The sequence below is a fragment of the Flavobacterium sp. LC2016-01 genome, assembly GCF_009711135.1.
Taxonomy (GTDB): domain Bacteria; phylum Bacteroidota; class Bacteroidia; order Flavobacteriales; family Flavobacteriaceae; genus Flavobacterium.
This window is the reverse complement of sequence record NZ_WMIC01000006.1, coordinates 321,604-348,550: the sequence shown is the minus strand read 5'-3', so window position 1 is coordinate 348,550 and position 26,947 is coordinate 321,604. Positions and strand designations below refer to the sequence as shown.

At 33.1% G+C, this 26,947-nt stretch carries 26 protein-coding genes; 14 read left to right on the top strand and 12 right to left on the bottom strand.

The features are described from left to right. Positions 1–15: 15 nt before the first annotated feature. The gene (locus tag GKZ88_RS14580; protein ID WP_155103085.1) at positions 16–1,365 is read right to left on the bottom strand and encodes a M28 family metallopeptidase; all 1,350 of its coding nucleotides are present in this window, start codon (positions 1,363–1,365) and stop codon (positions 16–18) included. A gap of 143 nt (positions 1,366–1,508) precedes the next feature. On the opposite strand from GKZ88_RS14580, the gene GKZ88_RS14575 reads away from it, so the two are divergent. The 6 genes from GKZ88_RS14575 to GKZ88_RS14550 all read left to right on the top strand — a co-directional run bounded on the left by GKZ88_RS14575 (position 1,509) and on the right by GKZ88_RS14550 (position 8,326). Next, entirely contained in the window at positions 1,509–2,366 is an 858-nt protein-coding gene (locus tag GKZ88_RS14575) for a S1-like domain-containing RNA-binding protein (RefSeq protein ID WP_155103084.1), read from the top strand. Positions 2,367–3,161: 795 nt separating this feature from the next. Then, positions 3,162–3,995 (top strand): 1,4-dihydroxy-2-naphthoyl-CoA synthase, encoded by an 834-nt coding sequence (locus GKZ88_RS14570; protein ID WP_017498510.1) that lies wholly within the window; start codon positions 3,162–3,164, stop codon positions 3,993–3,995. Between the two features lie 95 nt (positions 3,996–4,090). Then, positions 4,091–5,053, top strand: coding sequence for a 1,4-dihydroxy-2-naphthoate octaprenyltransferase (gene menA / locus GKZ88_RS14565; RefSeq protein WP_155103083.1), 963 nt, complete (start codon positions 4,091–4,093; stop codon positions 5,051–5,053). A 27-nt stretch (positions 5,054–5,080) separates the two neighbouring features. Further along, positions 5,081–5,758 carry a metal-dependent hydrolase gene (locus tag GKZ88_RS14560; RefSeq protein WP_155103082.1) on the top strand — a complete coding sequence of 226 codons (678 nt, stop codon included), beginning with the start codon at positions 5,081–5,083 and terminating at the stop codon, positions 5,756–5,758. A gap of 256 nt (positions 5,759–6,014) precedes the next feature. Beyond that, on the top strand, positions 6,015–7,217 hold the full coding sequence (locus tag GKZ88_RS14555; protein WP_155103081.1) for a hypothetical protein: 1,203 nt from the start codon (positions 6,015–6,017) through the stop codon (positions 7,215–7,217). A 77-nt stretch (positions 7,218–7,294) separates the two neighbouring features. Then, a complete protein-coding gene (locus tag GKZ88_RS14550) occupies positions 7,295–8,326 on the top strand; it encodes an o-succinylbenzoate synthase (RefSeq protein WP_155103080.1) in 1,032 nt (343 codons plus the stop codon). Positions 8,327–8,458: 132 nt separating this feature from the next. Here the strand turns inward: GKZ88_RS14550 and GKZ88_RS14545 are convergent, their stop codons facing one another. Together GKZ88_RS14545 and GKZ88_RS14540 are read right to left on the bottom strand one after the other, a co-directional pair. After that, on the bottom strand, positions 8,459–9,007 hold the full coding sequence (locus GKZ88_RS14545; RefSeq protein ID WP_155103079.1) for a hypothetical protein: 549 nt from the start codon (positions 9,005–9,007) through the stop codon (positions 8,459–8,461). A gap of 16 nt (positions 9,008–9,023) precedes the next feature. Continuing rightward, positions 9,024–9,935 carry an OmpA family protein gene (locus GKZ88_RS14540; protein WP_155103078.1) on the bottom strand — a complete coding sequence of 304 codons (912 nt, stop codon included), beginning with the start codon at positions 9,933–9,935 and terminating at the stop codon, positions 9,024–9,026. A gap of 185 nt (positions 9,936–10,120) precedes the next feature. Here GKZ88_RS14540 and GKZ88_RS14535 point away from each other — a divergent pair, with 185 nt between their 5' ends. Then, the gene (locus tag GKZ88_RS14535) at positions 10,121–10,594 is read left to right on the top strand and encodes a CYTH domain-containing protein (protein WP_155103077.1); all 474 of its coding nucleotides are present in this window, start codon (positions 10,121–10,123) and stop codon (positions 10,592–10,594) included. Between the two features lie 7 nt (positions 10,595–10,601). Beyond that, entirely contained in the window at positions 10,602–11,567 is a 966-nt protein-coding gene (locus GKZ88_RS14530) for a YpdA family putative bacillithiol disulfide reductase (protein ID WP_155103076.1), read from the top strand. 132 nt (positions 11,568–11,699) lie between these two features. Here the strand turns inward: GKZ88_RS14530 and GKZ88_RS14525 are convergent, their stop codons facing one another. Both GKZ88_RS14525 and msrA read right to left on the bottom strand, forming a co-directional pair. Further along, positions 11,700–13,268, bottom strand: a complete 1,569-nt coding sequence (locus GKZ88_RS14525; RefSeq protein ID WP_155103075.1) for a protein adenylyltransferase SelO — start codon at positions 13,266–13,268, stop codon at positions 11,700–11,702. Positions 13,269–13,316: 48 nt separating this feature from the next. Continuing rightward, entirely contained in the window at positions 13,317–13,847 is a 531-nt protein-coding gene (msrA, locus tag GKZ88_RS14520; protein WP_155103074.1) for a peptide-methionine (S)-S-oxide reductase MsrA, read from the bottom strand. A gap of 181 nt (positions 13,848–14,028) precedes the next feature. Here msrA and GKZ88_RS14515 point away from each other — a divergent pair, with 181 nt between their 5' ends. After that, on the top strand, positions 14,029–15,516 hold the full coding sequence (locus tag GKZ88_RS14515; RefSeq protein WP_155103073.1) for an aminotransferase class V-fold PLP-dependent enzyme: 1,488 nt from the start codon (positions 14,029–14,031) through the stop codon (positions 15,514–15,516). 207 nt (positions 15,517–15,723) lie between these two features. Here GKZ88_RS14515 and GKZ88_RS14510 read toward each other — a convergent pair whose 3' ends face one another. The 6 genes from GKZ88_RS14510 to GKZ88_RS14485 form a co-directional block, all read right to left on the bottom strand. Next, complete coding sequence (locus tag GKZ88_RS14510) at positions 15,724–17,466, bottom strand: APC family permease (protein WP_155103072.1); 1,743 nt, start codon at positions 17,464–17,466, stop codon at positions 15,724–15,726. Positions 17,467–17,596: 130 nt separating this feature from the next. Further along, positions 17,597–18,067: a nuclear transport factor 2 family protein gene (locus tag GKZ88_RS14505; protein WP_155103071.1), complete on the bottom strand. Its 471-nt coding sequence runs from the start codon at positions 18,065–18,067 to the stop codon at positions 17,597–17,599. A 52-nt stretch (positions 18,068–18,119) separates the two neighbouring features. Then, entirely contained in the window at positions 18,120–18,644 is a 525-nt protein-coding gene (locus GKZ88_RS14500) for a hypothetical protein (RefSeq protein ID WP_155103070.1), read from the bottom strand. Positions 18,645–18,654: 10 nt separating this feature from the next. Further along, positions 18,655–19,128, bottom strand: a complete 474-nt coding sequence (locus GKZ88_RS14495) for a hypothetical protein (protein WP_155103069.1) — start codon at positions 19,126–19,128, stop codon at positions 18,655–18,657. A 6-nt stretch (positions 19,129–19,134) separates the two neighbouring features. Then, positions 19,135–19,812: a peptidoglycan DD-metalloendopeptidase family protein gene (locus GKZ88_RS14490; RefSeq protein ID WP_155103068.1), complete on the bottom strand. Its 678-nt coding sequence runs from the start codon at positions 19,810–19,812 to the stop codon at positions 19,135–19,137. An 11-nt stretch (positions 19,813–19,823) separates the two neighbouring features. Beyond that, positions 19,824–20,489, bottom strand: a complete 666-nt coding sequence (locus GKZ88_RS14485) for a fused MFS/spermidine synthase (RefSeq protein WP_155103067.1) — start codon at positions 20,487–20,489, stop codon at positions 19,824–19,826. A 65-nt stretch (positions 20,490–20,554) separates the two neighbouring features. On the opposite strand from GKZ88_RS14485, the gene GKZ88_RS14480 reads away from it, so the two are divergent. Next, positions 20,555–21,106, top strand: a complete 552-nt coding sequence (locus GKZ88_RS14480) for a 1-acyl-sn-glycerol-3-phosphate acyltransferase (RefSeq protein ID WP_155103066.1) — start codon at positions 20,555–20,557, stop codon at positions 21,104–21,106. An 82-nt stretch (positions 21,107–21,188) separates the two neighbouring features. On the opposite strand, the gene GKZ88_RS14475 is transcribed toward GKZ88_RS14480, so the two are convergent. Beyond that, positions 21,189–21,665: a helix-turn-helix transcriptional regulator gene (locus GKZ88_RS14475; RefSeq protein ID WP_155103065.1), complete on the bottom strand. Its 477-nt coding sequence runs from the start codon at positions 21,663–21,665 to the stop codon at positions 21,189–21,191. 312 nt (positions 21,666–21,977) lie between these two features. Between GKZ88_RS14475 and GKZ88_RS14470 the strand changes: the two genes are divergently transcribed. From GKZ88_RS14470 to GKZ88_RS14455, 4 genes are all read left to right on the top strand, one after another. Next, positions 21,978–23,132 carry a M14 metallopeptidase family protein gene (locus tag GKZ88_RS14470; protein WP_155103064.1) on the top strand — a complete coding sequence of 385 codons (1,155 nt, stop codon included), beginning with the start codon at positions 21,978–21,980 and terminating at the stop codon, positions 23,130–23,132. Between the two features lie 77 nt (positions 23,133–23,209). Beyond that, the gene (locus GKZ88_RS14465; RefSeq protein ID WP_007805990.1) at positions 23,210–23,689 is read left to right on the top strand and encodes a winged helix-turn-helix transcriptional regulator; all 480 of its coding nucleotides are present in this window, start codon (positions 23,210–23,212) and stop codon (positions 23,687–23,689) included. A 91-nt stretch (positions 23,690–23,780) separates the two neighbouring features. Next, complete coding sequence (locus tag GKZ88_RS14460) at positions 23,781–26,363, top strand: phosphoenolpyruvate carboxylase (protein ID WP_155103063.1); 2,583 nt, start codon at positions 23,781–23,783, stop codon at positions 26,361–26,363. A gap of 10 nt (positions 26,364–26,373) precedes the next feature. After that, positions 26,374–26,889, top strand: a complete 516-nt coding sequence (locus GKZ88_RS14455; protein WP_155103062.1) for a DinB family protein — start codon at positions 26,374–26,376, stop codon at positions 26,887–26,889. Positions 26,890–26,947 lie beyond the last annotated feature (58 nt).

The following is a 26,947-nucleotide window of genomic DNA, read 5'->3' as shown; positions in this document are numbered from 1 at the left end:
TATCATTGCAATATATTATTTAATAGGGATTGGGAAAACCGGTAAGCTTGCATGCCCTAAAGCATCTACTGTTTGTACAGCAAAAAAGTAATTGTCTTTAGAATAAGGAATTTCAACTTGAGTATCTTTTACAAAAAAAGTTTTTTCCCAGTGTGAAGAAGAAGTTTCTCTCATTAAAATCTGATAACCGTATTGCGCTTTTCCTTCTGGTGCTGACCAAATTAAAGTAGATGAATTAGAAAGTTTTTTAACTTCTACTCCAACATTTTCAGGCGCTTTTGGCGATGAAGCAAGATTTGCTAAAGTCGCTAAGTTTGAACAGGTATTTTTTCTCAAATAATCAAAATCCATAAATTCTGGCAAATCGCCATATTTGATATTATTTTCAGTTCTTAAATCTTGATGCTGATGATCGAAATTTTCATTCATTTCGCAAAAACGGACAGCGGTAAAACCGTTTTGGCTAAAAGGCGTATGATCACCGCCACGCAAAAAGCGGTCATTTCTGTAAACTAATTTTACTTTTAATTGATCAACGTATTGTTCTGTAACCGTTTTAATATATCGGGCCAAAAGTCTAGATGGACTATCATTATCTCGGCTTATAGCTTTACGCATTTTTGCTTCTTCTTCAGTTTCTAAATACGGAATGGTCTCACTGAAAACACGAATTTGAGTATTGTCTCTTAAATTAGTACCGCTTGATAAACTGTTTCCAATCATATCATTATTAAGCATTGCGACAATATTCCAGTTTTGTTCCTTTGCTTTTTCGGCAAGGTGGCGCGCTCCAATCAAGCCTTGCTCTTCGCCAGTTACGGCAACAAATATAATGGTAGCAGGAAATGATCTTTTGCTCATTACTTTTGCCAGCTCAATAACGGCTGCAACGCCAGAACCATCATCATTTGCTCCAGGTGCATTCGCTTTTATATTCATAACATCTGTAACGCGTGAATCAAGATGTCCGCTAATAATTAGGACGCGATTATCTGTTGGGTCGGTTCCTTTTAAAGTTGCCATTACATTCCCAATCTGGCTGTCAACATTGATTCGTTTTCCGTCGGCTTTAACGGTGAAATAATCAATTTCAGAAGTTAATCTTCCATTAGATTCCAAAGCAAATTTATCAAACTCAGATTTAACCCATTGCTGTGCTGCACCAATTCCTTTTGTTTTGTTTTTAGGGTCACTTAAAGTGTGTCGAGTTCCAAACGAAACCAGCTTGTTAATGGTAACTTCAAGATTTTCGGCTTTAATTTCACTGATCATTTTCTTTATTTCTGGATCTTCAGAGACTTGTGAAATAGAGGCTTGAGTGAAAAGAAGAAATGCAAAAGCAGTATAAATAAGAGTCTTTTTCATTGATTTGGGATTAATTATAGGTTTTCAAATTTAACCAAAAGCATCAAACTACAATAAAATGTCAGCTTCTTTTTTTTATCGGGCATATTTTTCGGATTACCATTTTCAAACTTCGTACATTTGCACTTTAGAACTTTATGAATATGATTGAAATAGGAAAATACAACGCACTTACTATATTACGTGATACTAAAGTGGGCTTATTTTTAGGAAATCCTGAAAAAGACCCTGAAGGAATTCACGATGTTTTGCTTCCAAATAAATATGTTCCAAATGAATTTGAAATAGGTGAAGAGCTTATTGTTTTTGTTTATTTGGATCACGAGCAGCGTCCAGTTGCAACAACACTTGAACCTTATATTTTACTGAATGAATTTGCTCTTTTAAGAGTAAATTACACCAATCAGGTTGGAGCTTTTATGGATTGGGGAATGGAAAAAGACATTCTGGTTCCATTTAAAGAGCAGGCGCGCCCAATGGAAAAAGGTAAACGTTACTTGGTTTATCTTTATAAAGATGAAAAAACCAATCGTTTGGTAGCTTCAAGTAAACTAAACCAATTTTTAAATAACGATCAGCTTACAGTTGAAAAAGGCGAAGAAGTTGATTTGATCGTTTCACATATTACCGAATTAGGGATCAATGTAATCATCAACGAGCAGCACAAAGGTCTTTTATATAAAGACGAAGTTTATGATGATGCAATACGAACTGGAGACAGAATGCGTGGTTATATTAAAAATATTCGCCCTGATAATAAAATAGATGTTGCATTGCAAGCTCAAGGTTATCAGAGTATTGAGCCAAATGCAGAGAAAATTTTAGACGAATTAAGAGCCAATCGCGGTTTCTTGCGTTTAAATGATAATTCGCATCCAGAAGATATTAAAACCGTCTTAAAAATGAGTAAAAAGACTTTTAAAAAGGCTGTAGGAGCTTTATACAAAGAAAAACTTATTGAAATAAAAGAAGACGGAATATATTTGGTAAAAGAATCTTAGGATTCTAAAATTCCAATATTTTAAATTCCAATTAGTATTAAATGCTCATTGGAATTTGGAATTTTTTTATTGAAATTTAATTTTTTATAACAAGAAAGGCCACTCATTACAAGCAGCCTCTCTCTTTTTATTCTAGTTTTAAAAAAAATTGTAATTAAAAAAAAACAGAAATAAAATAATTCGAATCCATTAAAAAAATAATAGCTTTAAAAATTTTAGAAATTACTTTTTCATCTGGGTATGTCTTTTAAACAATCAATACATTCATTTTTATTTTACAAAAGCTCGAATTCACGGCTAATCCATTTGGTTTGATAAAATAACTTTTAGAAAGTTTCAGTTAGTATTTTTTCCTCTTTTCGTAATCAATTCTATACTAATTACATTCAACAATTCTATTGTTTAACCGTAGGTGTTACTATCTCCTTTTTGTAGTTTTCACAAACGCATAAATCATTTGCTCACTGTTTAAGGCTTTTTTACTATTTAAAACCGTAAAAAAATGAGCGACAAATTTTTTAAATTTTCTCAAAAAAATCATTTTTTAGGTTAATAAATCAGTGAAAGAAAATCAATCTTATATCAACAAAATAAATTGTATCTCGTTGATTTCTAGGGTGTAAAATTAATTATTATTTTTCAAAACTAATGTTAAAAATTGTTATTTTTTGTAAGTAAATACTAATTGTTAACATTCAGAGCTTTTTCGAGTTAAGACTTAAATCAAATTGAGTAGGTATAAATGTAAAAATGGTTTATTTTTACACTATAATTTTTTAAATAAACATATAGAAAATGGATTGGATTACCGCCAGAGAATTTGAAGATATAACTTATAAAAAATGTAACGGAGTTGCCAGAATTGCTTTTAACCGACCAAACGTCAGAAATGCGTTTCGCCCAAAAACAACTTCAGAATTATACCAGGCTTTTTATGATGCACAGGAAGATACTTCGATTGGAGTAGTTTTGCTTTCTGCCGAAGGTCCGTCAACAAAAGACGGAGTTTATTCTTTTTGCAGCGGAGGTGATCAAAATGCACGCGGACATCAAGGTTATGTTGGCGAAGACGGACAACATCGTTTAAATATTCTTGAAGTACAGCGTTTGATTCGCTTTATGCCAAAAGTTGTTATTGCCGTAGTTCCAGGATGGGCTGTTGGCGGTGGTCACAGTTTGCACGTAGTTTGCGACATGACGCTTGCAAGTAAAGAGCATGCTATTTTTAAACAAACAGATGCGGATGTAACGAGTTTTGACGGCGGTTACGGATCTGCTTATTTGGCTAAAATGGTAGGACAGAAAAAAGCTCGTGAAATTTTCTTTTTAGGCCGAAATTATTCCGCTCAAGAAGCAATGGATATGGGAATGGTAAATGCTGTAATTCCGCATGACGAACTTGAGGCAACTGCTTATGAGTGGGCACAGGAAATTCTTCAAAAATCTCCAACTTCTATTAAAATGCTGAAATTCGCTATGAACCTTACAGATGACGGAATGGTTGGACAACAGGTTTTTGCTGGAGAAGCAACTCGTTTGGCCTATATGACCGAAGAAGCTAAAGAAGGAAGAAATGCTTTCTTGGAAAAAAGAAAACCAAATTTCGGTGAAAATAAATGGCTGCCTTAAAGAAGTTATAAAATAATTTCAAGTTTCAGGTTTCAAGTTCAAAGCGCGAAACCTGAAATTTGAAACCTGAAACTAAAAAAACTAAAAATAAAATAATGAAACATTGGATTGAAGCCGCGAGACTGCGCACATTGCCTTTATCAGTTTCTGGAATTATTGTTGGAAGTATTTATGCTTTATCAAACCCAACAGAAACTATTAATACGCCAACAGAAGTATTTAGCTGGAAAATTTTTGGTTTTGCACTTTTAACAACTTTAGGATTACAGGTTTTATCCAATTTTGCCAATGATTACGGCGACGGAGTAAAAGGTACCGATAATGCTGACAGAGTAGGGCCGCAACGCGCTATTCAGAGTGGGAAAATTACGCCTCAAGCTATGAAAAAGGCGATTATAATTACGTCATTGCTTACTTTATTGTCAGCTGTGATATTAATTTACTTCGCTTTTGGAAAAGACAATTTCGGATATTCTATTTTCTTTTTATTATTAGGAATTGCGGCTATTATTTCTGCAATTCGCTATACAGTAGGAAATTCAGCTTATGGCTACAAAGGATTTGGAGATGTTTTCGTTTTCATATTCTTCGGACTGGTAAGTACTCTTGGGGTTAACTTTTTATATTCTAAAGAAGTTGATCCGCTTTTAATTCTTCCGGCAATTTCAATCGGTTTGTTAAGCGTTGGTGTTTTAAACCTTAACAATATGCGCGATGAAGAATCAGACAGAAAATCGGGTAAAAACACTATTGTCGTGCAAATTGGAGGAGCAAAAGCCAAAATTTATCATTTTACACTTATCATTACTGCTATGATTTTAGTGGTTGTTTTTGCAATTTTAAGTGATTATAATTTTGACCAATATTTGTTTTTATTAGCTTATATTCCTTTAACTAAACATTTAATTACAGTCGCTAAAAATCAAGATCCTAAGCTTTTAGATCCAGAATTAAAAAAAGTAGCACTAAGTACATTTTTACTTTCTATATTATTAACGGTGTGTATGATTTCATTGATTTCAGACATTATTGTTAATCTTTTTCTAGGTGGAAGATAAAATCAGTTCAACTTAAAAAATAAAATCATGAAAATTACATTTTACGGACATGCATCTTTAGGAATCGAAGTTGGAGGAAAACATATCATTGTTGACCCATTTATTACAGGAAATCCAGCAGCTGCTTCAATCGACTTAAGAGATTTAAAAGCAGATTATATTTTACTGACACACGCTCACGCTGATCACGTTCTAGATGTTCAGGCTATCGCAAAACTGACTAATGCTGTTATTGTTTCAAATGCAGAAATTGCCAGTTATTACGCAAAATTAGGATTTAATTCTCATCCAATGAATCACGGCGGAAGCTGGAAATTCGATTTTGGTAAAGTTAAATTTGTAAATGCCATTCATTCAAGTACTTTTCCTGATGGTACAAACGGCGGAAACCCAGGTGGATTTGTAATTGAAAGCGAACATAAAAATATTTACATCGCTGGTGATACGGCACTTACCTACGATATGAAGCTGATTCCATTGCGAACAGAGTTAGATTTAGCTATTTTGCCAATCGGAAATAATTTTACAATGGATGTTGAAGACGCTATAATCGCTTCTGATTTTGTAGAATGCGACAAAATTCTGGGATACCATTTTGATACTTTTGGTTATATCGAAATCAATCATGAAGAAGCAATCAAAAAGTTTTTTGATAAAGGAAAAGATTTGATGCTTTTAGAAATTGGCGAATCTATTGAATTATAATTGCCATCCTGAGCATAGTCGAAGGAAGGAGCTAATCCCGCTATCCGCTGTATCTTTTGTGCCGAACCCCGGCACAAAAGGATGCCGCTTCTATCGGGGCTAGGGCACTCGGTTTCATAAGGAATATTTTGGCATAATTTTTACTAAGATTATTGAAATCCTTGGAATTAACAACAAATTAAAAATTAAAGAAATTTGTGTAATTGCTTCGCCAATTCGCTATCGCTCGAGTTGTGGCAAAAAACAATCATTCAATATGACTTTCAAAAAAATAATTTTATCTCTTTTAATTACAATTTCTTTTAATTCTTTTGCACAAAAAGACGGTTATTGGGATAAAGAGCGTGCAACAACAAAAGAAATTATTGTTTCTGCTCGTGACCGAATCACCATAAATACGGAAGATCTTCCCGTTGGAACAACTGAAATTGTATACCGAATTACACTTTTAGATGAAAACCAACAAATGGCAAACAGCCTGGTTTCGGTACTAAAATCAATTCCGGATCCAACCGGAGTCAGTCAGGGTTCGGCCGGAGCTGTATTTTTAATGTCAAAAATTTCTGGAGACGATACTTGTACTTACGCAATGTTTACTTCGTCTGAAAATGCTAAAAAGTATATCGAGGACGGAAAAACAGACAAAGCTTGTTATGCACAAGAAGAGCCTTTAAGTAAAGATGCCAAAAGATTATCGCTTGATAAATCGTCTTGTTTAGGACAAAATGTAAGTACACTTTGGTTTGGATTTCACAGCAAAAACTGGGTTTTAAAACAAAAAGTGGTTTTAGAAGTGGTGCCTTGGGTAGATATCAAATTAAATCGTGGCTGGAATCAGGACAACAAAAACGAAATTATCAGCTTGTGCAAAACATCTACAATGGCGCAAAAAATGGCCAATTCTGATGATTTCTGTGTTTGTATTTTAGATAAAATTATAAAACAGTATCGTTATACTGAATTTCAAAAATTGCTGCCAATCGAAAAAAACAAAGTCTATAAAGATTTTGGAAATGCCTGTTATAAAGATGCTGATATTTCTAAAAATGTTTTTAGTGACCTAAGAAATGAAGTTTCAGTTTTAATTAAGCAGCAAAAATATAACGAAGCAATTCCGAAATTAAACACTATAATTAGTGAAGGAAAAGCGAATGCATTAGATTACAGCTCAATTGGTTATTGTTATATTTTGACAAAACAATACGAGAAAGCACTGAAATTTTTGCAAGAAGGTGAAAAACTGGACAATACAGAGTTATTGGTAAAATTGAATTTGGCGCATTTGTATTTAATCAGCAATAATTACGGTGAGGCAAAAACTATTTACAAAAAATATCAAGATCAAAATGTAACGGACAGTATCAGCTGGAAAGACAAAACAAAATCTGATTTTGAGATTTTCCAAAAAGCAGGCCTTCCGTCAAAAGATTTCGAAAAAGTTTTAAAACTTTATAATTAAGTTGCTAAGACACTGAGATACTAAGTTTCTAAGATTTTAGTATCTCGGTGTCTTAGGTACTTAGCATCTAAAAAAAAATGATAGCATCTTACCAAAAATACATGCTCGAGTTCAAACGTCCATCAGGAACGTCACGCGGTGTTATGACTGAAAAAGAAACTTGGTTTATCATTTTAGAAGAAGATGGCAAAAAAGGAATAGGCGAGTGCGGTATTCTTCGTGGTTTAAGCGCTGATGATCGTGAAGATTACGAAGAAAAACTTCAATGGGTTTGTGAAAACATTCATTTAGGAGAAAAAGAACTTTGGGAAAATTTACTTGAATTTCCTTCGATACAGTTTGGTGTTGAAATGGCTTTTTTATCTTTAAAAAGTAAAACTCCTTATCTATTATTTCCTTCTGATTTTACTGATAATTCGAAATCAATTAACATAAATGGTTTGGTTTGGATGGGCGAAGCTACTTTTATGAAACAGCAAATCGAAGAAAAATTAGCTGACGGATTTACGTGCATAAAATTAAAAATTGGAGCCATAGATTTTCAAAAAGAATTGGATTTACTGCAGTTTATTAGAAGTCATTTTTCCCCAGAACAAATCGAAATTCGTGTTGATGCAAACGGTGCTTTTGTTTTAAATGAAGCTTTAGATAAACTTAATCAATTAAGTCAATTTCAGCTTCATAGTATTGAACAGCCTATTAAAAAAGGAAATATTCAAGCCATGTCAGATTTATGCAAAACAACTCCTTTTCCAATTGCATTAGATGAAGAATTGATAGGCATATTTTCATTTGAAGAAAAAGAAAAATTACTGAAGGAAATCAAACCTCAATATATTATTTTAAAGCCAAGTTTTATCGGTGGTTTCAGAGGAACCAAAGAATGGATTGATCTGGCAGATAAATACGGAATTGGCTGGTGGATAACATCCGCTTTAGAAAGCAATATTGGCTTAAATGCCATTTCACAGTGGACTTATATCCAAAACTCAAAAATGCCCCAAGGATTAGGAACCGGAGCACTTTACACCAATAATTTCGATTGTCCCCTTGAAGTTTCTCAAGGGCAATTATGGTACAATACTTCAAAAAAATGGGATTTTTTTTGAAGGTTAAAGGTGACAAAGTAACAAAGAGACAAAGTAACAAAGAGACAAAGTAACAAAGGAGCAAAGTTGTAAAAGTTCAGATTGGAAAAACCTCTGAACCTTTGTTACTTTGTCTCTTTGAACCTCTTAAAGTTACTCTTTCCCTCCAAGTAAATTTTCTTGCCAGTCTTTTAATTCCTGCCATTTCCCTTGATAAGCTAATAATGCTTGTTTAGCCCAAGTGCTCGGATTATGAATCGAATAATTTTCACCGCCAGCATCTAGAATTGACTGCGATTTTTCAGTTGATGTATGAGACAATTCGTGCCAAGTTGTTATTCCGGCTTCATGGTATAAAGCTTCGATTTTTGGACCAATTCCTTCCACTATTTTTAAATCATTTTCTTTTATTTTTTTACCAAAAACAGTTGCGGCCAACGCACCGTCAAATATGATTAGCGGTGCTGATGCAGCAAATGACTGTGGCGTTGCTGCAATTTTTGCTTTTGCAGCTAAATCAGCCTCTAATTGCGCTATTCTTGCATTTAAATTTTTGGTGTTAGCTTTGCAGGCATCTAAATCTTCTTGTAAAGATGTTGCAAGTGAATTGTCGCTTTTTGAATTCATTTTCCCTAGTAAGTAACCTAAAATTCCACAGATTAACCCCACTAATGCCGGTATTAAGATACAAGGTATATTCATGATTATATATTTTTAATTATTTGATTGTAATGACAGTTCTTCTGTTGTTAGCTTTTCCTTCAGCGGTTGTATTTTCTCCCGCTGGCTCATCAGGTCCTTTTGATTCTGTTGTAATTCGAGAAGCGTCAATACCATTTTTAGCTAAATAATCTTTAGAAAACGCTGCCCTTTTTTGACCTAAAACAACATTGGCATCACGATTTCCAACATCATCTGTATGTCCCACAATTAAAACAGAAGCATCTTTTACGTGCTCCATATATTTGGCAATATCGGCTACTTTTTGCTTTTCGACTGCGCTAAGGTTATCGCTGGATTTGTTTGTATTAAAATGAAGAATTAATGGATCAGCATTTATTTTTTCTTTTAAGATGCTCCATTCGTCACTACCAACTGCAGTGGTATCTGCTGTTTCAAATTTATAATCGGCTGGGCCTAAAAGTGTATCTAAATTGGTTTTCCATTTATCTATAATTTCGCCTTTTGTGTCAAATTGAGCTCCAGACAAACCTTTAGAAACAAAATAATTTTTGACATCATTTGCCCTCGCTAAACCAAGATTTTCAAATTTAGTGGTATTGGTTTCATCAGAAGTTGCGTAACCCGTTATAGTCACTTTTTGCTTAGGATTGGAAATTAAAAATGCTTTTAAATTTTCAATACCAATTGCCACAGAATCACCGACAGGCACAATCAATGCAGCACTGTTTTTTAAGAATTTGAGGTTGTCATTAGTTCGGAAATTAATTCCAGAACCATTAAGAATAAAAGGAACAAAGTTATTGTCCTTGACTGCAACTGTTGGTACTTTTTCTGTATCAGCCGCTGGTGCTTCCATGCTGCAATTGCAACAAAATTTTACATACAAAAATGTACCTAAAATAATTGTTAATGCAATGCCTAAGAGATAAAGTGCTTTTTTAGACATAAGTTCACAAGTTAAGATTCTATCAAATTTAGCGAAATAAATACAGCTAACATGTTAATAATCAATTAAATTGGTAATGTTTTAAAGTTAAGAGACCTGTATTTTGCATTGGATCGCCTTTTAAAATCATTTCACGACCTTAATTAAATTGAGTAACTTGCATTAAAATTAATTGAAGTATCAAAATGGTTGAAATTGAAAGAAAGTTTCTTGTAAAATCGGAAGATTTTAAAGAACAGGCTTTTACTCAAAATAAAATTGCCCAGGGTTATTTAAGCTCTATTCCTGAAAGAACGGTTCGCGTACGAATTAAAGGAACAAGAGGTTTTTTGACTATAAAAGGTATTGGGCATCAAGGCGGTATGTCGCGTTTTGAATGGGAAAATGAGATTCCGTTTGAGGAAGCACAGGAATTGCTGAAATTATGCGAAAAGGGAAAAATTGAGAAAACTCGATTCGAAATTAAATCTGGAAATCACGTTTTTGAAGTTGATGAATTTTATGGGGAAAATGAAGGCTTGATTATGGCCGAAATTGAGCTGAAATCAGAAACAGAAACTTTTGAAAAACCAGAATGGCTTGGTGAAGAAGTTACAGATGACGAAAGATATTATAATGCTTATTTGAGCAAAAATCCATTTAAAGACTGGGAAAAATAATTGATTTATGACAGATTATGATTTGATCATTGTGGGCGGTGGACCAATTGGGCTTGCCTGCGCAATTGAAGCTCAGAAGAAAAACTTACGTTATTTAATTATTGAAAAAGGCGCAATTGTAAACAGTATTTTCAATTATCCGCTGTATATGACTTTCTTTTCTACTGCTGAAAGATTAGAAATTGGAGATATTCCGTTTAATTGTCTGGCACCAAAACCTGGCCGCCAGGAAGCATTAGAATACTACAGAAACATTCACCGTTATTTTAATTTCTCCATTAATCTGTTTGAAAAGGTTACAGGAATTGAGAAAAAGGGTAAAAATCATTTTGAAATCGTAACTGATAAAAACATTTATAATTCTAAAAACGTTGTTATTGCAACTGGATTTTATGATATTCCAATTTCAATGAATGTAAAAGGAGAGGAATTATCAAAAGTTCGTCATTATTATAAAGAAGCGCATGAATATGCTTTCCGAAATGTTTTAATCGTCGGAGCTAATAATTCATCTGTTGATGCAGCGCTGGAATGCTGGCGAAAAGGAGCGAATGTAACAATGGTAATTCGTAAAAACGAGATTAACAATAGAGTGAAATATTGGGTAAAGCCAGATATCGAAAACCGAATTGCAGAAGGAAGTATTAAAGCTTATTTTGAATCAAATATTACTGAAATTCGAGAAACTGAAATAGAAATCGAAACTCCTGAAGGGAAAGTTACGATTGAAAATGACTTTGTTTTGGCTTTGACAGGCTATAAACCTGATTTAAATTTTCTTGAAAATTGTGGAATCCAGCTTTCTGACGACGAATTGAAAATTCCGGTTTATAATGCTGAAACAATGGAAACAAATGTTGAAGGACTATTTCTAGCGGGCGTCGTCTGCGGAGGAATGCAAACACATAAATGGTTTATTGAGAATTCAAGAATCCATGCCAAAATGATTGTGGATTATATTACTTCGAAATAGTTTTCAACCACGAATTCATGAATTAAAGGTTGTCAGTTCGAGCGGAGTCGAGAACTTTCGCAAAGCATTTCGACTTTGCTCAATGTGACAAACGTATAAAGTAATTAATGAATTCGTGGCTAAAAAAAAACTTTAAGAACTGCAAGAAAGCATTGAACAGCCTACTTTAGATCTTGCCCAATCTGGACGTTTTGCATACCATTTTTCATATTCTGGCTGCTCGTCATATGGCTTTTGCAAAAGCGTATAAAGCTCATCAATTAGCGAATAATCTTCTTTATCGGCAGAATCGATGGCAAGTTGGGCCATATAATTTCGAAGCACATATTTAGGATTGATAAGGTTCATTTTTTGTGAACGCTCATCATCTGATAGACTTTCAACTTTTAATCTTTCCAAGTAATCAGAAAACCATTTTGTCCAGATTTCTGAAATTTTTCCTGAAACTTCTTCTGGTTTGTAAAATGAATATTTGATTTTTTCAATTGCTTCTGGTGCAAAATCTGACTTTTCAACCGTGCTTAAATTTCTGAAAAAGATGGTCATATCTGTTTCTGTCAATTGTAAATTCTTTTCTAAATCGGCAATTAGTTCATCATCAGTTTCAGTTGAAGTAAATAATCCTAATTTACTCAAAAACATTGCTTTATAATCTGAATCAAAATCATTCATAAATGATTCTAATATTTTTTCTAAAGGTGCGGCTTCATTAATCAGTGGATAAATTGCATTGGCTAATTGAAATAAATTCCACTGTGCGACTTGCGGTTGATTGCCAAAACGATATCTTCTGTTTTGACTGTCGGTTGTATTTGGTGTCCAGTTTGGATCATAATTTTCGAGCCAGCCATATGGACCGTAATCAATTGTGATTCCGTGAATCGACATATTGTCTGTATTCATTACACCATGCACAAAACCTACACGCTGCCAGTTCAAAATCATTTCACGTGTTGTATCGGCAACTTTTTTGAAAAATTGCAGGTATTGTTCTTTTGGTTCACCGGTAATTTCTGGAAAATAATGTTTGATAGAAAATTCAACAAACTGCTTTAAATTTTTAAGTTCATTTCTAGAAGTAAGCATTTCAAAACTTCCAAATCTTATGAAAGAAGGAGCTACACGGCAAACAATTGCGCCATTTTCATATGCAGGATTTCCATTGTATAGAATATCACGCAAAACCTGATCTCCAGACAAGATTAAAGAAAGCGATCGGGTAGTGGGAACTCCTAAATGAAACATTGCTTCTGCACACAAATATTCTCTGGTGGATGAACGCAATACGGCCAGACCGTCGGCAGTTCTTGAATATGGAGTTTTTCCTGCACCTTTTAATTGAAGCGTATAAAATTGGTCGTTATTTTCAATTTCAGTTAAATTGATAGCACGCCCGTCGCCTAATTGACCGGCCCAGTTTCCAAACTGATGACCCGCATAACACATTGCAAACGGCTGTGTTTCTGGAAGAACTTCTTTCCCTGAAAATACATTTAGAAATTCTTCAGACTGAATTTCTTCTTTTGAAATCCCAATTAGTGACGCAACTTCTTCCGAAGCATGAATCAGTTTTGGATTTGATGGTGTTTTTGGATTTACATACGAAAACAAAGTATTTTTTACCTGACGAACTTCATTTGTTGTTTCTGGGTCTGCAGGTAATTCGGCTGTAAATCGATTATTTATTTTTAGATTTTTCATTTGGATTTATTTAGCCACTCCTAAAAGTTATGAGGAGTGGCTGAAAATTTAAATTAATCTGTCGGCGTACATTTTTTTCAGTTTCTGCACTTTTGGATCTATTACGATTTGGCAGTAACGTGCATCCTGATTGTTGTTGTAATAATTTTGATGATCTTCCTCGGCTTCATAAAATACCTCAAAAGCAGTCAGTTCTGTTACGATTTTATCATCATAAAAAGGCTTTACCTCTTCAAAAACTTGTTCTGCGATTGCTTTTTGTTCCAAATCATGATATAAAACAATCGAACGATATTGTGTTCCAACATCTGCTCCTTGACGGTTTAAAGTTGTAGGATCATGACTTGTCATAAATATAAAAACCAAATCGTGATATGAAATTATGTCAGGATCAAATGTGACTTGTATAACTTCAGCATGTCCGGTTCTGCCAGTACATACTTCGCGATACGGCGGATTCTTAATAAAACCGCCAGAATATCCTGATTTTAAGGATTTTACCCCATTTAAACGCTGAATTACAGCTTCAATACACCAAAAACATCCTCCACCAAAAGTGGCTGTTGCTAAATTTCCCATAGAATTGTATTGTTTAAGTTTCTATTGTCCCATTAATCCGATAGAATATTATGATAAATTACTAAAATAATGCGTATTTAGTTAAATATACTAAACGGTTATGTAATATTTGAAGTTTACAATTGATAAATTCGCAATTTTATAAAAAAGCCTTTATATTTGCATTCAAACTCTCACTGTAATGAATAGCAAAAATAGTACCATCACTTTAGAAACTTATTTTCAGGATTTTCGTAAAAATATTGTTGGCATAAATCAAGAATTTACTTCACCTTATGGCAAAAAACAAATCATTTATACTGATTGGACTGCCAGCGGGAGGTTATATCGCCCAATAGAAGAGAAACTTTTGAACCAATTTGGGCCTTTTGTTGCAAATACCCATACTGAAACTACTGTGTCAGGTACTGCCATGACAAAAGCATATCATCATGCCAGACATATTATCAAGCGTCATGCAAATGCTAATCAGGATGATGTTTTAATTACAGATGGAACTGGGATGACTGGCGTTATCAATAAATTTCAGCGTATTTTAGGATTGAAAATTCCTGAAAACCTTAAAAATTGTACAACTGTTCCAGACGAAAAAAGGCCAATTGTTTTTATTTCTCACATGGAGCATCACTCCAATCAGACTTCTTGGTTAGAGACAATTGCAGATGTTGAAATTATTCCGTCTTGTGAAAAAGGACTTTTCAGTCTTGATCATTTGGAAGAACTTTTAGAAAAATACAAAGATAGAACGATAAAAATTGCCTCTATTACTTCATGTTCGAATGTTACAGGTTTAAAAACGCCTTTTCATGAAGCGGCAAAATTAATGCACCAATATCATGGTGTTTGTTTTGTAGATTTCGCCTGTTCAGGACCTTACGTAGAAATCGACATGCATCCAGCAGATCAGGAAGCTTATTTAGACGCAATTTTCTTTTCGCCACATAAATTTTTAGGCGGACCTGGAACTTCGGGTGTTTTGATTTTCAACAAAAAATTATACAACAATATGATTCCGGATTGTCCTGGAGGAGGAACTGTGAGCTGGACAAATCCTTGGGGCGAACATAAATATATTGATAATATTGAAGATCGTGAAGATGGCGGAACTCCTGGATTTTTGCAGGTTATAAAAACGGCGCTTGCAATTGAGCTGAAGGAAGAAATGGGAATTGAAAACATTTTGCAGCGCGAGCACGAAATCGTTGATTATGTTTTCAATGAATTGGAACCTATTGAAAATATTAAAATTTTAGCAGGACAGCATAAAGACAGATTAGGTGTAGTTTCGTTTTTTATTGAAAATCTTCATTTTAATTTAGGTGTAAAACTGCTAAATGACAAATTTGGGATTCAGACTCGTGGAGGATGCAGCTGTGCTGGAACTTATGGACACTTTTTGCTTCATGTTGATCAGGAAACTTCAAATAAACTGGTTAATGAAATTACGATTGGTGATTTGATCAAAAAACCAGGATGGATCAGAATGTCAATTCACCCAACAACAACGGATGAAGAAATTGCTTATGTGTGTGACAGCATTAAAGAATTAGCTAAAAACCACGAAACTTGGGCTTTGGATTATTCTTATAATAAAAATACAAATGAGTTTGTTCATAAAAATGCAACTTCATTTGAAGATGAATTAGTAGAGAGCTGGTTTAAATCTTAAAAATTCTAAAATAGTAAACCCGACAGGTTTTTAAAACCTGTCGGGTTTGTTGTATAAAACAGTTTGTTATTTCTTAAGGAAAAGACATTTCTAGTTTAGCCCCGATAGAAGTGGAAATCCTTTTGTACTGGGGTTCAGTACAAAAGATTGAAACGGATAGCGGGACTTCAGGTCTTGAAAAATCGGATAATTTCTGCTTCAAAAAAATCACATAATTAATCGGACGCCACCTAGGTCTGAAACTCGATAAGAGAACTTGTTTCCGGGTGAGGCAATGAACATGAAGTTTTTTGGAATGTTCCATTTCGTGGAAAGTTCATCAATAAGGTCTGGGCCAAAAGTGCCATTTATTTCAATGTATTCAATATCAATATCGTCGTAAGCTCGGTCTAAAACTTCAAGATCTTTTTTTAAAGCTTCATTGTTTGTTTCGTCGTTTTTAACATGGACAATTTTTAGCTTTTTGGTTGTTTCATTATTTTCGACATATTGGAGCACTTTATTTAGCATTGCAATGTCATCGCCTTTGGTAAAAAATACAAATTCCTGCGAATTAATTTTTACGCTCAAATTTTGGAGATAGCGATTGCTCAAAATCACCATTCGGCGCAAAGGCTGATAGAAATATTCGAGGGCTTCGATAAGAAGTTTGATAAGCGCGACACGGTTGAGCATTATTCCAATGAAAATCAAGGACGGAACCATGTATTTTAAAAAGGTATAAAAGGCATTAATGTTTAATTCCATGTTGCCAATAAATGCTGCAATTACAAAAATTACGGCTGTCACAACTGCAATACCGCGGGCACGCTCGGGTCTGGGAAGTTTTCGGCGCTTGAATTTCAATAATAAATTCCCGATTCCAAATAATGCCATTACAGCCAGAAATGAAAAAGTATAAACTCCGGCAAGCGACTCTAAATGTCCTTGTGTAGCGAAAAGCACTGAAATACAAAGAATTAAAAAACTGACTACAATTCTATAATGAGAACCTCTTTTGTTTTGTTTTAAGAAATAGTTTGGCAAAATTCGATCTAAAGTCATTCGGTTTAAAAGTCCCGAAACACCAACAAATGAGGTTAGTACAGCACCGCATAAAACCAAAACCGCATCGATTGAAATTAACCACGCCAACCATGAACCTCCTGTTGTTTCGCCTAAATGTGCTAGAAGCGATTCTTTGTTTTCGCCAACTTCGCTTAATGGAATTACACTGATTAATAAAATTGCAATTGCAGGATTAAAAAAACTGACAATTGCCCACATATTGCGGAGTGTTTTTGGAAAAACTCCTTGTTCTTGTTCTTCTACAAAATTTGCGGAGCTTTCGAAACCTGAGATTCCGAGCATTGCTGCAGAAAATCCTAAAAAGAGAGCCGTTTTAATATTTCCTGTCGCGAGTGGTGTCTGCCAATTTAAATGAAAAGTTTCAAGACCGTTATAAAATAAAAACCAAATTGAAGCGAGAACCAGTAAAGTTAAAGTGGTAATATGAGTAACAAAAATGATTACGGCAACAAAAGCTGATTCTCCAATTCCTAAGATTGCAAGAAAAGTGAATAGAATTAAAATAATGACCGTAGCAATGGTGACATTTAATCCTTCAAAAATTCCATGCAAATAATGCATACCCTCGGAAGCCGAAATTACTGCGGTCGCCATATAAGACAAAACGGTTAATGTTGCCGCGAGAGAGGCTAATTTTTTTGTTGAAGTATTTAATAAAACATTGTAAGCTCCACCATTTAAGGGAATTGCGCCAACAACTTCGCCGTAAATTTTTCGGAATAAAAATAAAACAACAGCAACAATTAATAAAGAAATCCATGCATACTGTCCGGCATATAAAATAGTCAGCGCCGAAACATAAAGACAGGAAGAACTGATATCGTTACCACAAATGGCTGTTGCCTGTAACTGATTTAATTTTTTGTGTACAATTTCTTTCATGATTATTCAAGATTACAACACGATTTACTTTATAATTAACAGCAGTAATTTTATCTGCAGACAGTTTTCTGAAATATGAAACCGAATTATATCAAGTTAATCTGAATTTTGAATACTCAAGTTACGAAGATTAATTGGATTGCTGGAATTTTTTAAGAGAGAGCAAAGCCTGCTCCTGAATTTTATTGTGAAAAAATCCTGTCCATCCTAATAGATAACCGGTTACTCCAAAAGCTTGTTTGGACCATTTCCATACATCAAAATTATCAGTATGTTTGATAATTAATCCGTCTTGAAAAACAAATTCAGCAGCAATATGGTTGATTACTTTTCTGTTGGTTTTGCTAAAATTGTATGTTGCCACCCATCTTGCAGACCCAGAAAATTCATCGGCTTTTACATTTGAAAATTCAATTTTAATATTGCCTTTACTTTTTAAAATAAGCATTTCCCACATTTGTGAAACTTGTTCTTCTTTAAGTAAGCCAAAAGCGGGATCGATAAAATGCACTTTTGGATGATAGCATTCGCTCATTGTTTTAGCATCGGCGTTTGAAAAAGCGGTATAAAATTTTGTAATTACACTTTCGTTGGCGTTCATATGGCTTTTAATTAGACTATAAATATAATATTTATTACCTTAAGTTTTTTCTTTATAAAACGCTAATTTCTTTTGCCGTATCAAAAGTCTTTTTTGATTTGTCGTATGCCGTTGAAAAATAAGAACTTCTGTTCACGGCAGTAAAATACCCAGTTTGGTTGCCAAATGAATTTGAAGTACCGGCAATAATAAATCGGATTGCCTGAATATCTGTTTTTTTGAGCTTGGCCATTTCGGCCGGAGTGAAGTAATAGTAGGCAGTTGTTTTTCCGTCAACACTTTCCTTAACATTTTTGTCAACACACGGAATCACGTCACCATTTGCCAAATCAACATAAACGCCTCCAGAAATTCGGGCTTGATCATTTGCAGTGGCAATAGTTAGTTTTAAAATGCCGCCTTTTTCTGTTTTTGCGATTTGAACATTTGTCTCGCCTGAGAAAGCATATTTTTCACAAATGAAAATATAATTCTGCGTTGCCGGATAAGGTTTTGAACCTTTTACACTAATGGTTTCCTGAGCATTAGCAAAGTTTGTAATCAACAATAATAAAAACAGCGGTATTTTTAAACTCATATATTTTTTGTTATTCGGTTATTTTAGCATCAAATTTTTCATCCCAATCCATTGATTTTATGGCAGAAATCAAATTATTTTCATCTACAAAAACTCGAAGTTCTTTATTTGCTACTTTTTTAGAATACAAAGCATGATAACGATAAATAACTTCTTGTTTGGTTTTATAAACACCATCCAGTTTCAAATCAATAAAACTTCCATAATACTGTCTAAATTTTGTACAGGTTTTAGTCAGCCTTTCTTCAGTTGTATTTTCCATTACTGATTTGGTTACTTCCGTTTCATTAAATGGTTTAAATTTAGAAGTATTGCAGGTTTCTAAAACACGTTTGCCTAATTCGTATGCTTTTTTTTGCTGGTTCGAATTAATTTCTGAAACCGCAACTTTTTTAATTTTCAAATCGTCAGTATCTCTGCTGACCGTTTTTGATTTACATCCTATAAGCAACAACAAACATATAATCAATCCTGCTTTCTTCATAACTATTTATGTTATTTTTAATAATAAATTGGGGTCGGGGCAATTTTCTATATAAAAATTAAGGTCACTTGAATTGCATACGCCAGGGTAATCTCCCCAAAAATCTTCGATATTTTGTATAATCTGAAAATGAACATGCGGTGCATAATCACCATTTACAGTGGCATTGCCAAGAGTTGCAATTTGTTCTCCTTTTTTAAAAATTTTCCCAACACTTAAGTCGTTTAAACTTTCTAACGATAAATGTCCGTATAAAGTATAAAATTTTACATTTTGTATTTCGTGTTCTAAAATAATTGTTGGACCATAATCGCCAAGACCAACATTATTTTTGAAACTGTGTACTTTGCCGTCTAACGCTGCAAGAACTGTTGTTCCAACTTTGGTCCACAAATCCAGACCTATATGAATATTTCGTTCTGGAATAGAATCATTTCTAAAAATCGTACTCCTCTTATATAAGGTACGGCCTTCAATATAACCGCCAAAAGCTACTTCAGCATTGTTTCTTGATAAATAATCTGAAATAAAAACTTCAAATTCTGCAGCATTTTCTGGTCGGATATCCATTAATTCTTCATTATTAGCTGATAAATCTAAAGGAATATACTTTGATAAATCAATACTCGAATCAATGATTTTAGTAGGTGGTAAGGCATTTAAGATTGCGGAAAGGGGTTTCATAAAAATAAAATTTAAGCTACTTTTTCTATAATAATTAATTCATTATGAACCTCAATGCGAGGCAGCATTTTTGAGGCAAACAATGTAGGATTTATTTCTGAAATGTACTTCCTATTTCTCACATTATGTGCTTCATCTAAAATCATAGTATTGAAAAGTACAAAACCTTGATTGTTTAATAAAGAGCAGACACGTTCACTGAAAAAACTTTCAAAAAGGAAATTAGGCATTTTAATATCTTCAAAAATATCAATAATAATTAAATCGTATTTCTCTTTTGTTTTTAAAACAAACTCAAATGCATCATCGATAACCAATTCGAGCTGTTCTATTTTATTTAAATTAAAATATTGATTGGCAATCTGAATCATTTCAGGATCTATTTCGACTCCAGTAATCTTGCCTTTATATTCAACTTCATCGACTAAAGTTTTTATAACACTTCCGCCGGCAACTCCCAATACTAAAATATGATCCATTTTTAGAATAGTATCGTAGCCAATATTTCGCAGGCCGTACCTTAATATACGCTGCAGACTTCCATACGAATAATTGGTGTTTTCAGAGTCTAAGACCAATTCGCCATTTGCCCATGTAACCTCAATTGTTTTGCTTCGGGCCGATTTTTTTTTGAATATTTTTATTGGAATTAGATAACTGAACAGTTTTTGAATCATTTTATAATGCTTTTACTCAAAAATACATTTTAAATCTTTTATTTTTGTAGAAATAATAAATTTTAATGAAAAAACAGTTATACAAATTCATCTTCTTTAAGCTAATGGGCTGGAAAATCGTAGGATTGGAAAATGCCGAAGTATCAAAATGTATCTTGATGGTTATGCCTCATACGAGCAATCATGATTTCTACCTTGGAATTTTTACAAGAGGGATTTCAGGTCTAGAGATGAATTGGGTAGGGAAGAAGGAATTATTCAAATTCCCTTTTGGTTATTATTTTAGAAACGTCGGAGGCGAACCGCTTGATCGCACCGGCGGGTTGAATAAAGTAGATTCGATTGCAGCAATTTTTGACCGTAAAGAAACTTTTCGTTTGGCAGTTGCTCCAGAAGGAACCCGAAAAGGCGTAACCGAAGTTAAAACTGGTTTTTATTATATAGCGCTCAAAGCAAATGTTCCAATTGTTCCTGTTGCTTTTGATTGGGGAAAGAAAGAAGTTAATTTAGGAGAACCATTTTTCCCGACTGGCAATTATGAAGCTGATTGGGAAATCTTAAAAAATCATTATAAAGGAGTAGTGGGTAAAATTCCTGAAAATGGTCTGCAAGTCTAAAATTCAGTATTTTTTCAAATGCGTGAGAATCTCTTAAATGAAAAATAATTTTGAAAATTTTCAAATACGCAAAATTTCTGAACTACGGGACATATGCCTTAAATGTCCCGTTTTTGTAAAAAATCACGATTTTCTCAATTTCTTTTTCTTCCAAAGAAAAAATAGGATTTTTTTCAAGGGCAATATTTTTATTTTCGACACTATTTTTTTCCTCGTTACTTATTTCAGAAAATAAATCAGTTCCAGAAAAATTTTCATTTAATAAAGTAGGAGGGACGGTTTTTTCCATTTCTGAAGTTGAAGTGACTTTTGAGAATGAAATTTCGTCAGCACTTTTAGGGAAGTTTCCAGTTCCGTTAAGAAGCCAATACAAATCGACATCTGGAAAAACTTCAAGAATTTTCATGACAAAATCCAGACTTGGTTTGTTTCTTCCAGATAAAAGATGAGACATACTAGAACGCTGTACCCCAATTTTGTCAGCAAATGACGAGGCGTTTATAGCATAATAATCCAATATAATTTCCAGTCTTTTTACAAAATCATCGATGTTTACCATTGTAAATTATTTTAAGCGACAGCTATGTTTACAAATGTAACAAAAAGGAATTAGATAAACAATTTTACAGTTGTAAATTATAATAATAGCGTATTTTAGATCTAATTAATACTTTATATAATAACTTATAACTTGTTGAAATACATGTAATTAATAAATATGTATTTAAAGTGTAACATTTGTTAATTCAAGGATTTAAGAAGCCTTTCAAATAATCCTAAATACTGTTTACAATTCTAAATTTTCGATATTTTTTAGAGTTTACAATTGTAAAAATAAAGATGTTTACTTTTGTAAACAAATCAAAAGACAATGAATTTAGAAGAATTATTTAACCAGAACAAGGAGCAATCTATATCAGGCCGTTATCTTACTTTAGATCATATTGAGCCTTTATTAACCAAATTAAATACCAACAATCAAGTTTCAGTTATAGGAAAATCGGTTTTAGGACAACCTATATATAGTTACCAAATTGGTACAGGAAGTACGCGTATTTACCTTTGGTCACAAATGCATGGAAACGAAAGCACAACAACAAAAGCACTATTTGATTTCATTAACGTACTAAATAATGGATCAGAATTTGCTCAGAAAATGCTAGATACATTTACTTTTTACAGCATTCCTATACTAAATCCTGATGGAGCGAAGTTATATACACGTGAAAATGCCAATAAAATCGACTTAAATCGTGATTCACAAAATCTGACACAGCCAGAAAGCAACGTTTTAAGAGAAGTTTTCGAAAGTTTTAAACCTCATTTCTGCTTTAATCTTCATGATCAAAGAACAATATTTGGTGCGGGAGAGACGGGAAAACCTGCAACTGTTTCATTTTTGGCGCCTTCCTATAATGAAGAAAGAGAAATTAATGAGAACAGATTAAAAGCTATAAATGTGATTGCTGGAATTAATGATGAATTGCAAAAATATATTCCAGGACAAATTGGTCGTTTTGATGATTCGTTTAATCTAAATTGTATTGGAGATACTTTTCAATTTTTAGGCGTTCCTACGATATTATTTGAAGCAGGGCACTATGCAGGGGATTATGACAGAGAAATCACGCGAAAGTTCCTATTTTTCTCACTAATTACGGCGTTTAAACTCATCTCCGAAAACGATTTAGTTAATAATAGAATTAATGATTATTTGAATATTTCACAAAATAAAGTGGTTTTTTATGATTTTATGTATAAAAATATCAAAATAAATTATGATGGTATCGAAATTATTACGAATTTTGTCGCACAATACAAAGAAGAATTGATTGAAAATAAGATTCATTTTAATGCTTATATAGTTGAAGCAGGAGAATTAGAAAATTATTTTGGACATTACGAATATGATGCAAAAGGTGCAATTTATTCTGATGACTATGGTAATTTTCCGAAATTGAATCAAAAAGCAGATTTTTATTTAAATAAAAATACTAAATTTGTTAACGGGTTGATAAAAAGTTAATTTTTATGTGAATTTGTTGTTTTTTATATATATTTTTATACTTTGTAATAGCAATTAGTAATATTAATTAAAGAATTATGAGTAAATTTCGTTTAGATGAAGTAGATCACCAGATTTTAGATATGTTAATAGACAATACGAGAGTTCCGTTTACTGACATTGCAAAAAAACTATTGATATCTGCTGGAACAGTACATGTTAGAGTAAAAAAAATGGAGGATGCCGGTATCATCATGGGATCTTCACTAGCCTTAGATTACGATAAATTAGGGTATTCATTTATTGCTTATGTGGGTGTATTCCTTAATAATACGTCTCAAACTAAATTTGTATTAGAGAGAATCAATCAAATTCCTTTCGTAACAGTAGCTTCTGTAACGACTGGTAAATTCAACATTTTTTGCAAAATTAGAGCAAAAGACACTAAGCATGCGAAAGAAGTTATTTTTATGATTGATGATATCGAAGGAGTTTACAGAACAGAAACTATGATTTCATTAGAGGAAAGTATTAACGATAAGAAGCGTTTGATGCATACTATTTTTAAAAATATGTAAGAATTCCTCTTGAATGCTATATTAAAATATACCTCAAGTTTATTCTTGGGGTTTTTTTATGACTAATTAACCAAACAACTACAACACAATTATGTACACGTTACCCAAAATTGAGCGTTTTAACCAAGACGTTCTTTCTAAATACCACATCTATAATAGTGTCTTTATAACTTTGCCATTTGACTCTATAGATAATACGGGGGTTTTATTACCTTTATTTACAGAGACTTGTGAAACGGGATTTAAAAAAGAAGAGACACCCAAAGAAATTTTTGATTTTTTCTCAAATAAGTTTCTGAATAATGCTTCAGAGACGGAAAAAATCGATTTAATGTTTCGTTTTATTCAATATATAGAGCGTCAAATCGTATTGTTTGATGCAATTGAAGATGCTGCTTTTCCGGAAGTTAACAATATGGAAGGGCGAGGTTCTTTGCGTGATATTAAAGAGAAAACGGATGCAAAGGAAAAAGATGAGGAATTAATCGAATTTTTAGAAAATTTCAATGTCCGCACGGTTTTAACGGCACATCCAACGCAATTTTACCCTGGTCCAGTTTTAGGAATCATAAACGATCTGACTGAAGCGATTCGTCAAAACGACCTATTACAGATCAAACAATTATTAGCGCAATTAGGAAAAACTCCTTTTATTCAAAATGTAAAGCCAAATCCTTACGATGAAGCTGTAAGTTTGATTTGGTACCTTGAGAACGTTTTTTATGCAACTTCTGGTGAAATAGTTCATTATCTGCAAAAAAACATCCTTGCAGGAAATGCAATTCAAAACCAATTAATCAAACTTGGATTCTGGCCAGGAGGAGACCGTGATGGAAATCCATTTGTGACTACTGATATTACTTTAAAAGTAGCAGACCGTTTGCGTACTTCTATTTTAAAGTGTTATTATGTTGAAATGAGAAACTTAAAACGTAAGCTAACTTTCTCAGGTGTAGATGTTTTGGTTGCAGAACTTGAACATAAACTTTATCGTTCTGTATTTTATTCTAAAGGTGAGATTTTTATCACTCTAGATGAATTATTAGCGCAGCTGGATAAAATCAGAACAATTATTATTGAAAAACACCAGTCACTTTATCTGGACGAGTTAGAGGCATTATTAGTTAAAATAAATCTATTTGGTTTCCATTTTGCAACTTTAGATATTCGTCAGAACAGTAAAATTCATAATGCTGTATTTAAAGATGTGGTGAATTATTATTTGAACTCAGGTTCATCAATTTTTCCGAAAAATTATTACGAACTGACAGAAGATCAAAAAATAGATGTTTTATCAAAAGTAAAAGGAGACTTAAATCCGAGTGATTTTGAAGATGAAATTACAAGATCAACTTTAGAATCTGTTCAAGCAATAAAAACAATTCAGCAAAATAACGGTGAAGAAGGAGCAAATCGCTACATTATCAGTAATAATGAAAGTGCTTTGAACGTAATGGAAACTTTTGCCATGATTCGTTTGAATAACTGGGAAAATCCAACGGTTGATATTATTCCGCTTTTTGAATCAGTTGATGATTTGCAGAATGCGCATTCGATTATGGAGCAGTTGTATACAAATCCAGAATATGCAAAGCATTTACAGGCGAGAGGCAATAAACAAACTATTATGCTTGGTTTCTCTGACGGAACAAAAGATGGCGGTTATTTAATGGCGAACTGGAGTATTTATCAGGCTAAAATTTCATTGACCGAAATCTCTAGAAAATACGGCATTAAAGCTATTTTCTTTGACGGCCGTGGTGGACCTCCAGCCCGTGGTGGTGGAAAAACACATAAATTTTATGCTTCATTAGGACCAAAAATTGAAAATAATGAAATCCAGATAACAGTTCAGGGGCAAACTATCAGTTCAAATTTTGGAACTTTAGATTCATGCCGTTACAATATTGAAAATTTATTAACTGCGGGAATTACAAATCAAGTATTTAAGAAAGAAGAAAATGAATTAAGTCCAGAAGAAACTGCCATTTTAACGCAATTGGCTTCTTTAGGATATGATAAATATTTGAGTTTTAAAAATCATCCAAAATTTATTCCATATTTGGAAAAAATGAGTACGCTGAAATATTACTCAAAAACGAATATTGGAAGTCGTCCTTCAAAAAGAAGCAAATCAGAATCTTTGGATTTTGCTGATTTAAGAGCAATTCCATTTGTTGGTTCATGGAGTCAATTAAAACAAAATGTACCAGGATTTTTTGGAGTAGGATCTGCTTTAAGACATTTTGAAGAATCTGGACAATGGGATAAAGTAAGCGATTTGTATCATAATTCGTTATTTTTCAAAACACTGCTTGAAAACAGTATGATGTCATTGGCAAAATCATTTTTACCTTTAACGGCCTACATGAGTAAAGACCCTGAGTTTGGTGAATTTTGGCAAATTATATTTGATGAATTTTCTGAAACAAAAAGACTCTTATTGAAAATTGCTGGACATAAAACTTTGATGGAGAATTATCCTGATGGTATTGCATCAATTCAGATCAGAGAGCGAATTGTTTTGCCTTTATTGACAATTCAGCAGTATGCTCTTTTGAGAATTAATGAATTGAACAAAAAAGAAGGCAACGAAGATTTGATCAAAGTATACGAAAAGATTGTTACACGATCACTTTTTGGAAATACAAACGCGAGTAGAAACTCTGCTTAAAAATTATAAAATGAATTCAGATCAATTATTAGAAAACGAATATTCTGGCGGATTTGCTAATTATATTCGCGAAGCTGGAAATGTAAATTTGATTGAAGAATTAGAAATTTCGCTTCATAGCTTCATCAGATTTGTACAAGACATTCCGATGGATAAGTTTGATTATCGCTATGCAGAAGGAAAATGGACGATCAAAGATATCATTCAGCATCTTATAGATTGTGAGCGTATTTTTGTTTATCGTGCTTTAAGATTTTCACGAAATGATAAAACGCCTTTGCCAAGTTTTGAGGAAGATGATTATGCAAATAATACCGAATCAAACAAAAGAAGCATTCAAGATTTGTTAACAGAATTCTCGGCGTTAAGATATTCAACTTTATTGTTTTATAAAAGCTTATCTGAAGAACAGCTTAAAAGAATTGGAACTGCTTCAAACAATCCAATTTCTGTTAGAGCGTTAGGTTTTGTTGTTATTGGGCATCAAAAACATCATCAAAAAGTTTTTGAGGAAAGATATTTATAAAATCAAAAAAAAAAAATCCTGTGAATTAACTTCACAGGATTTTTTTATACAATCTTGT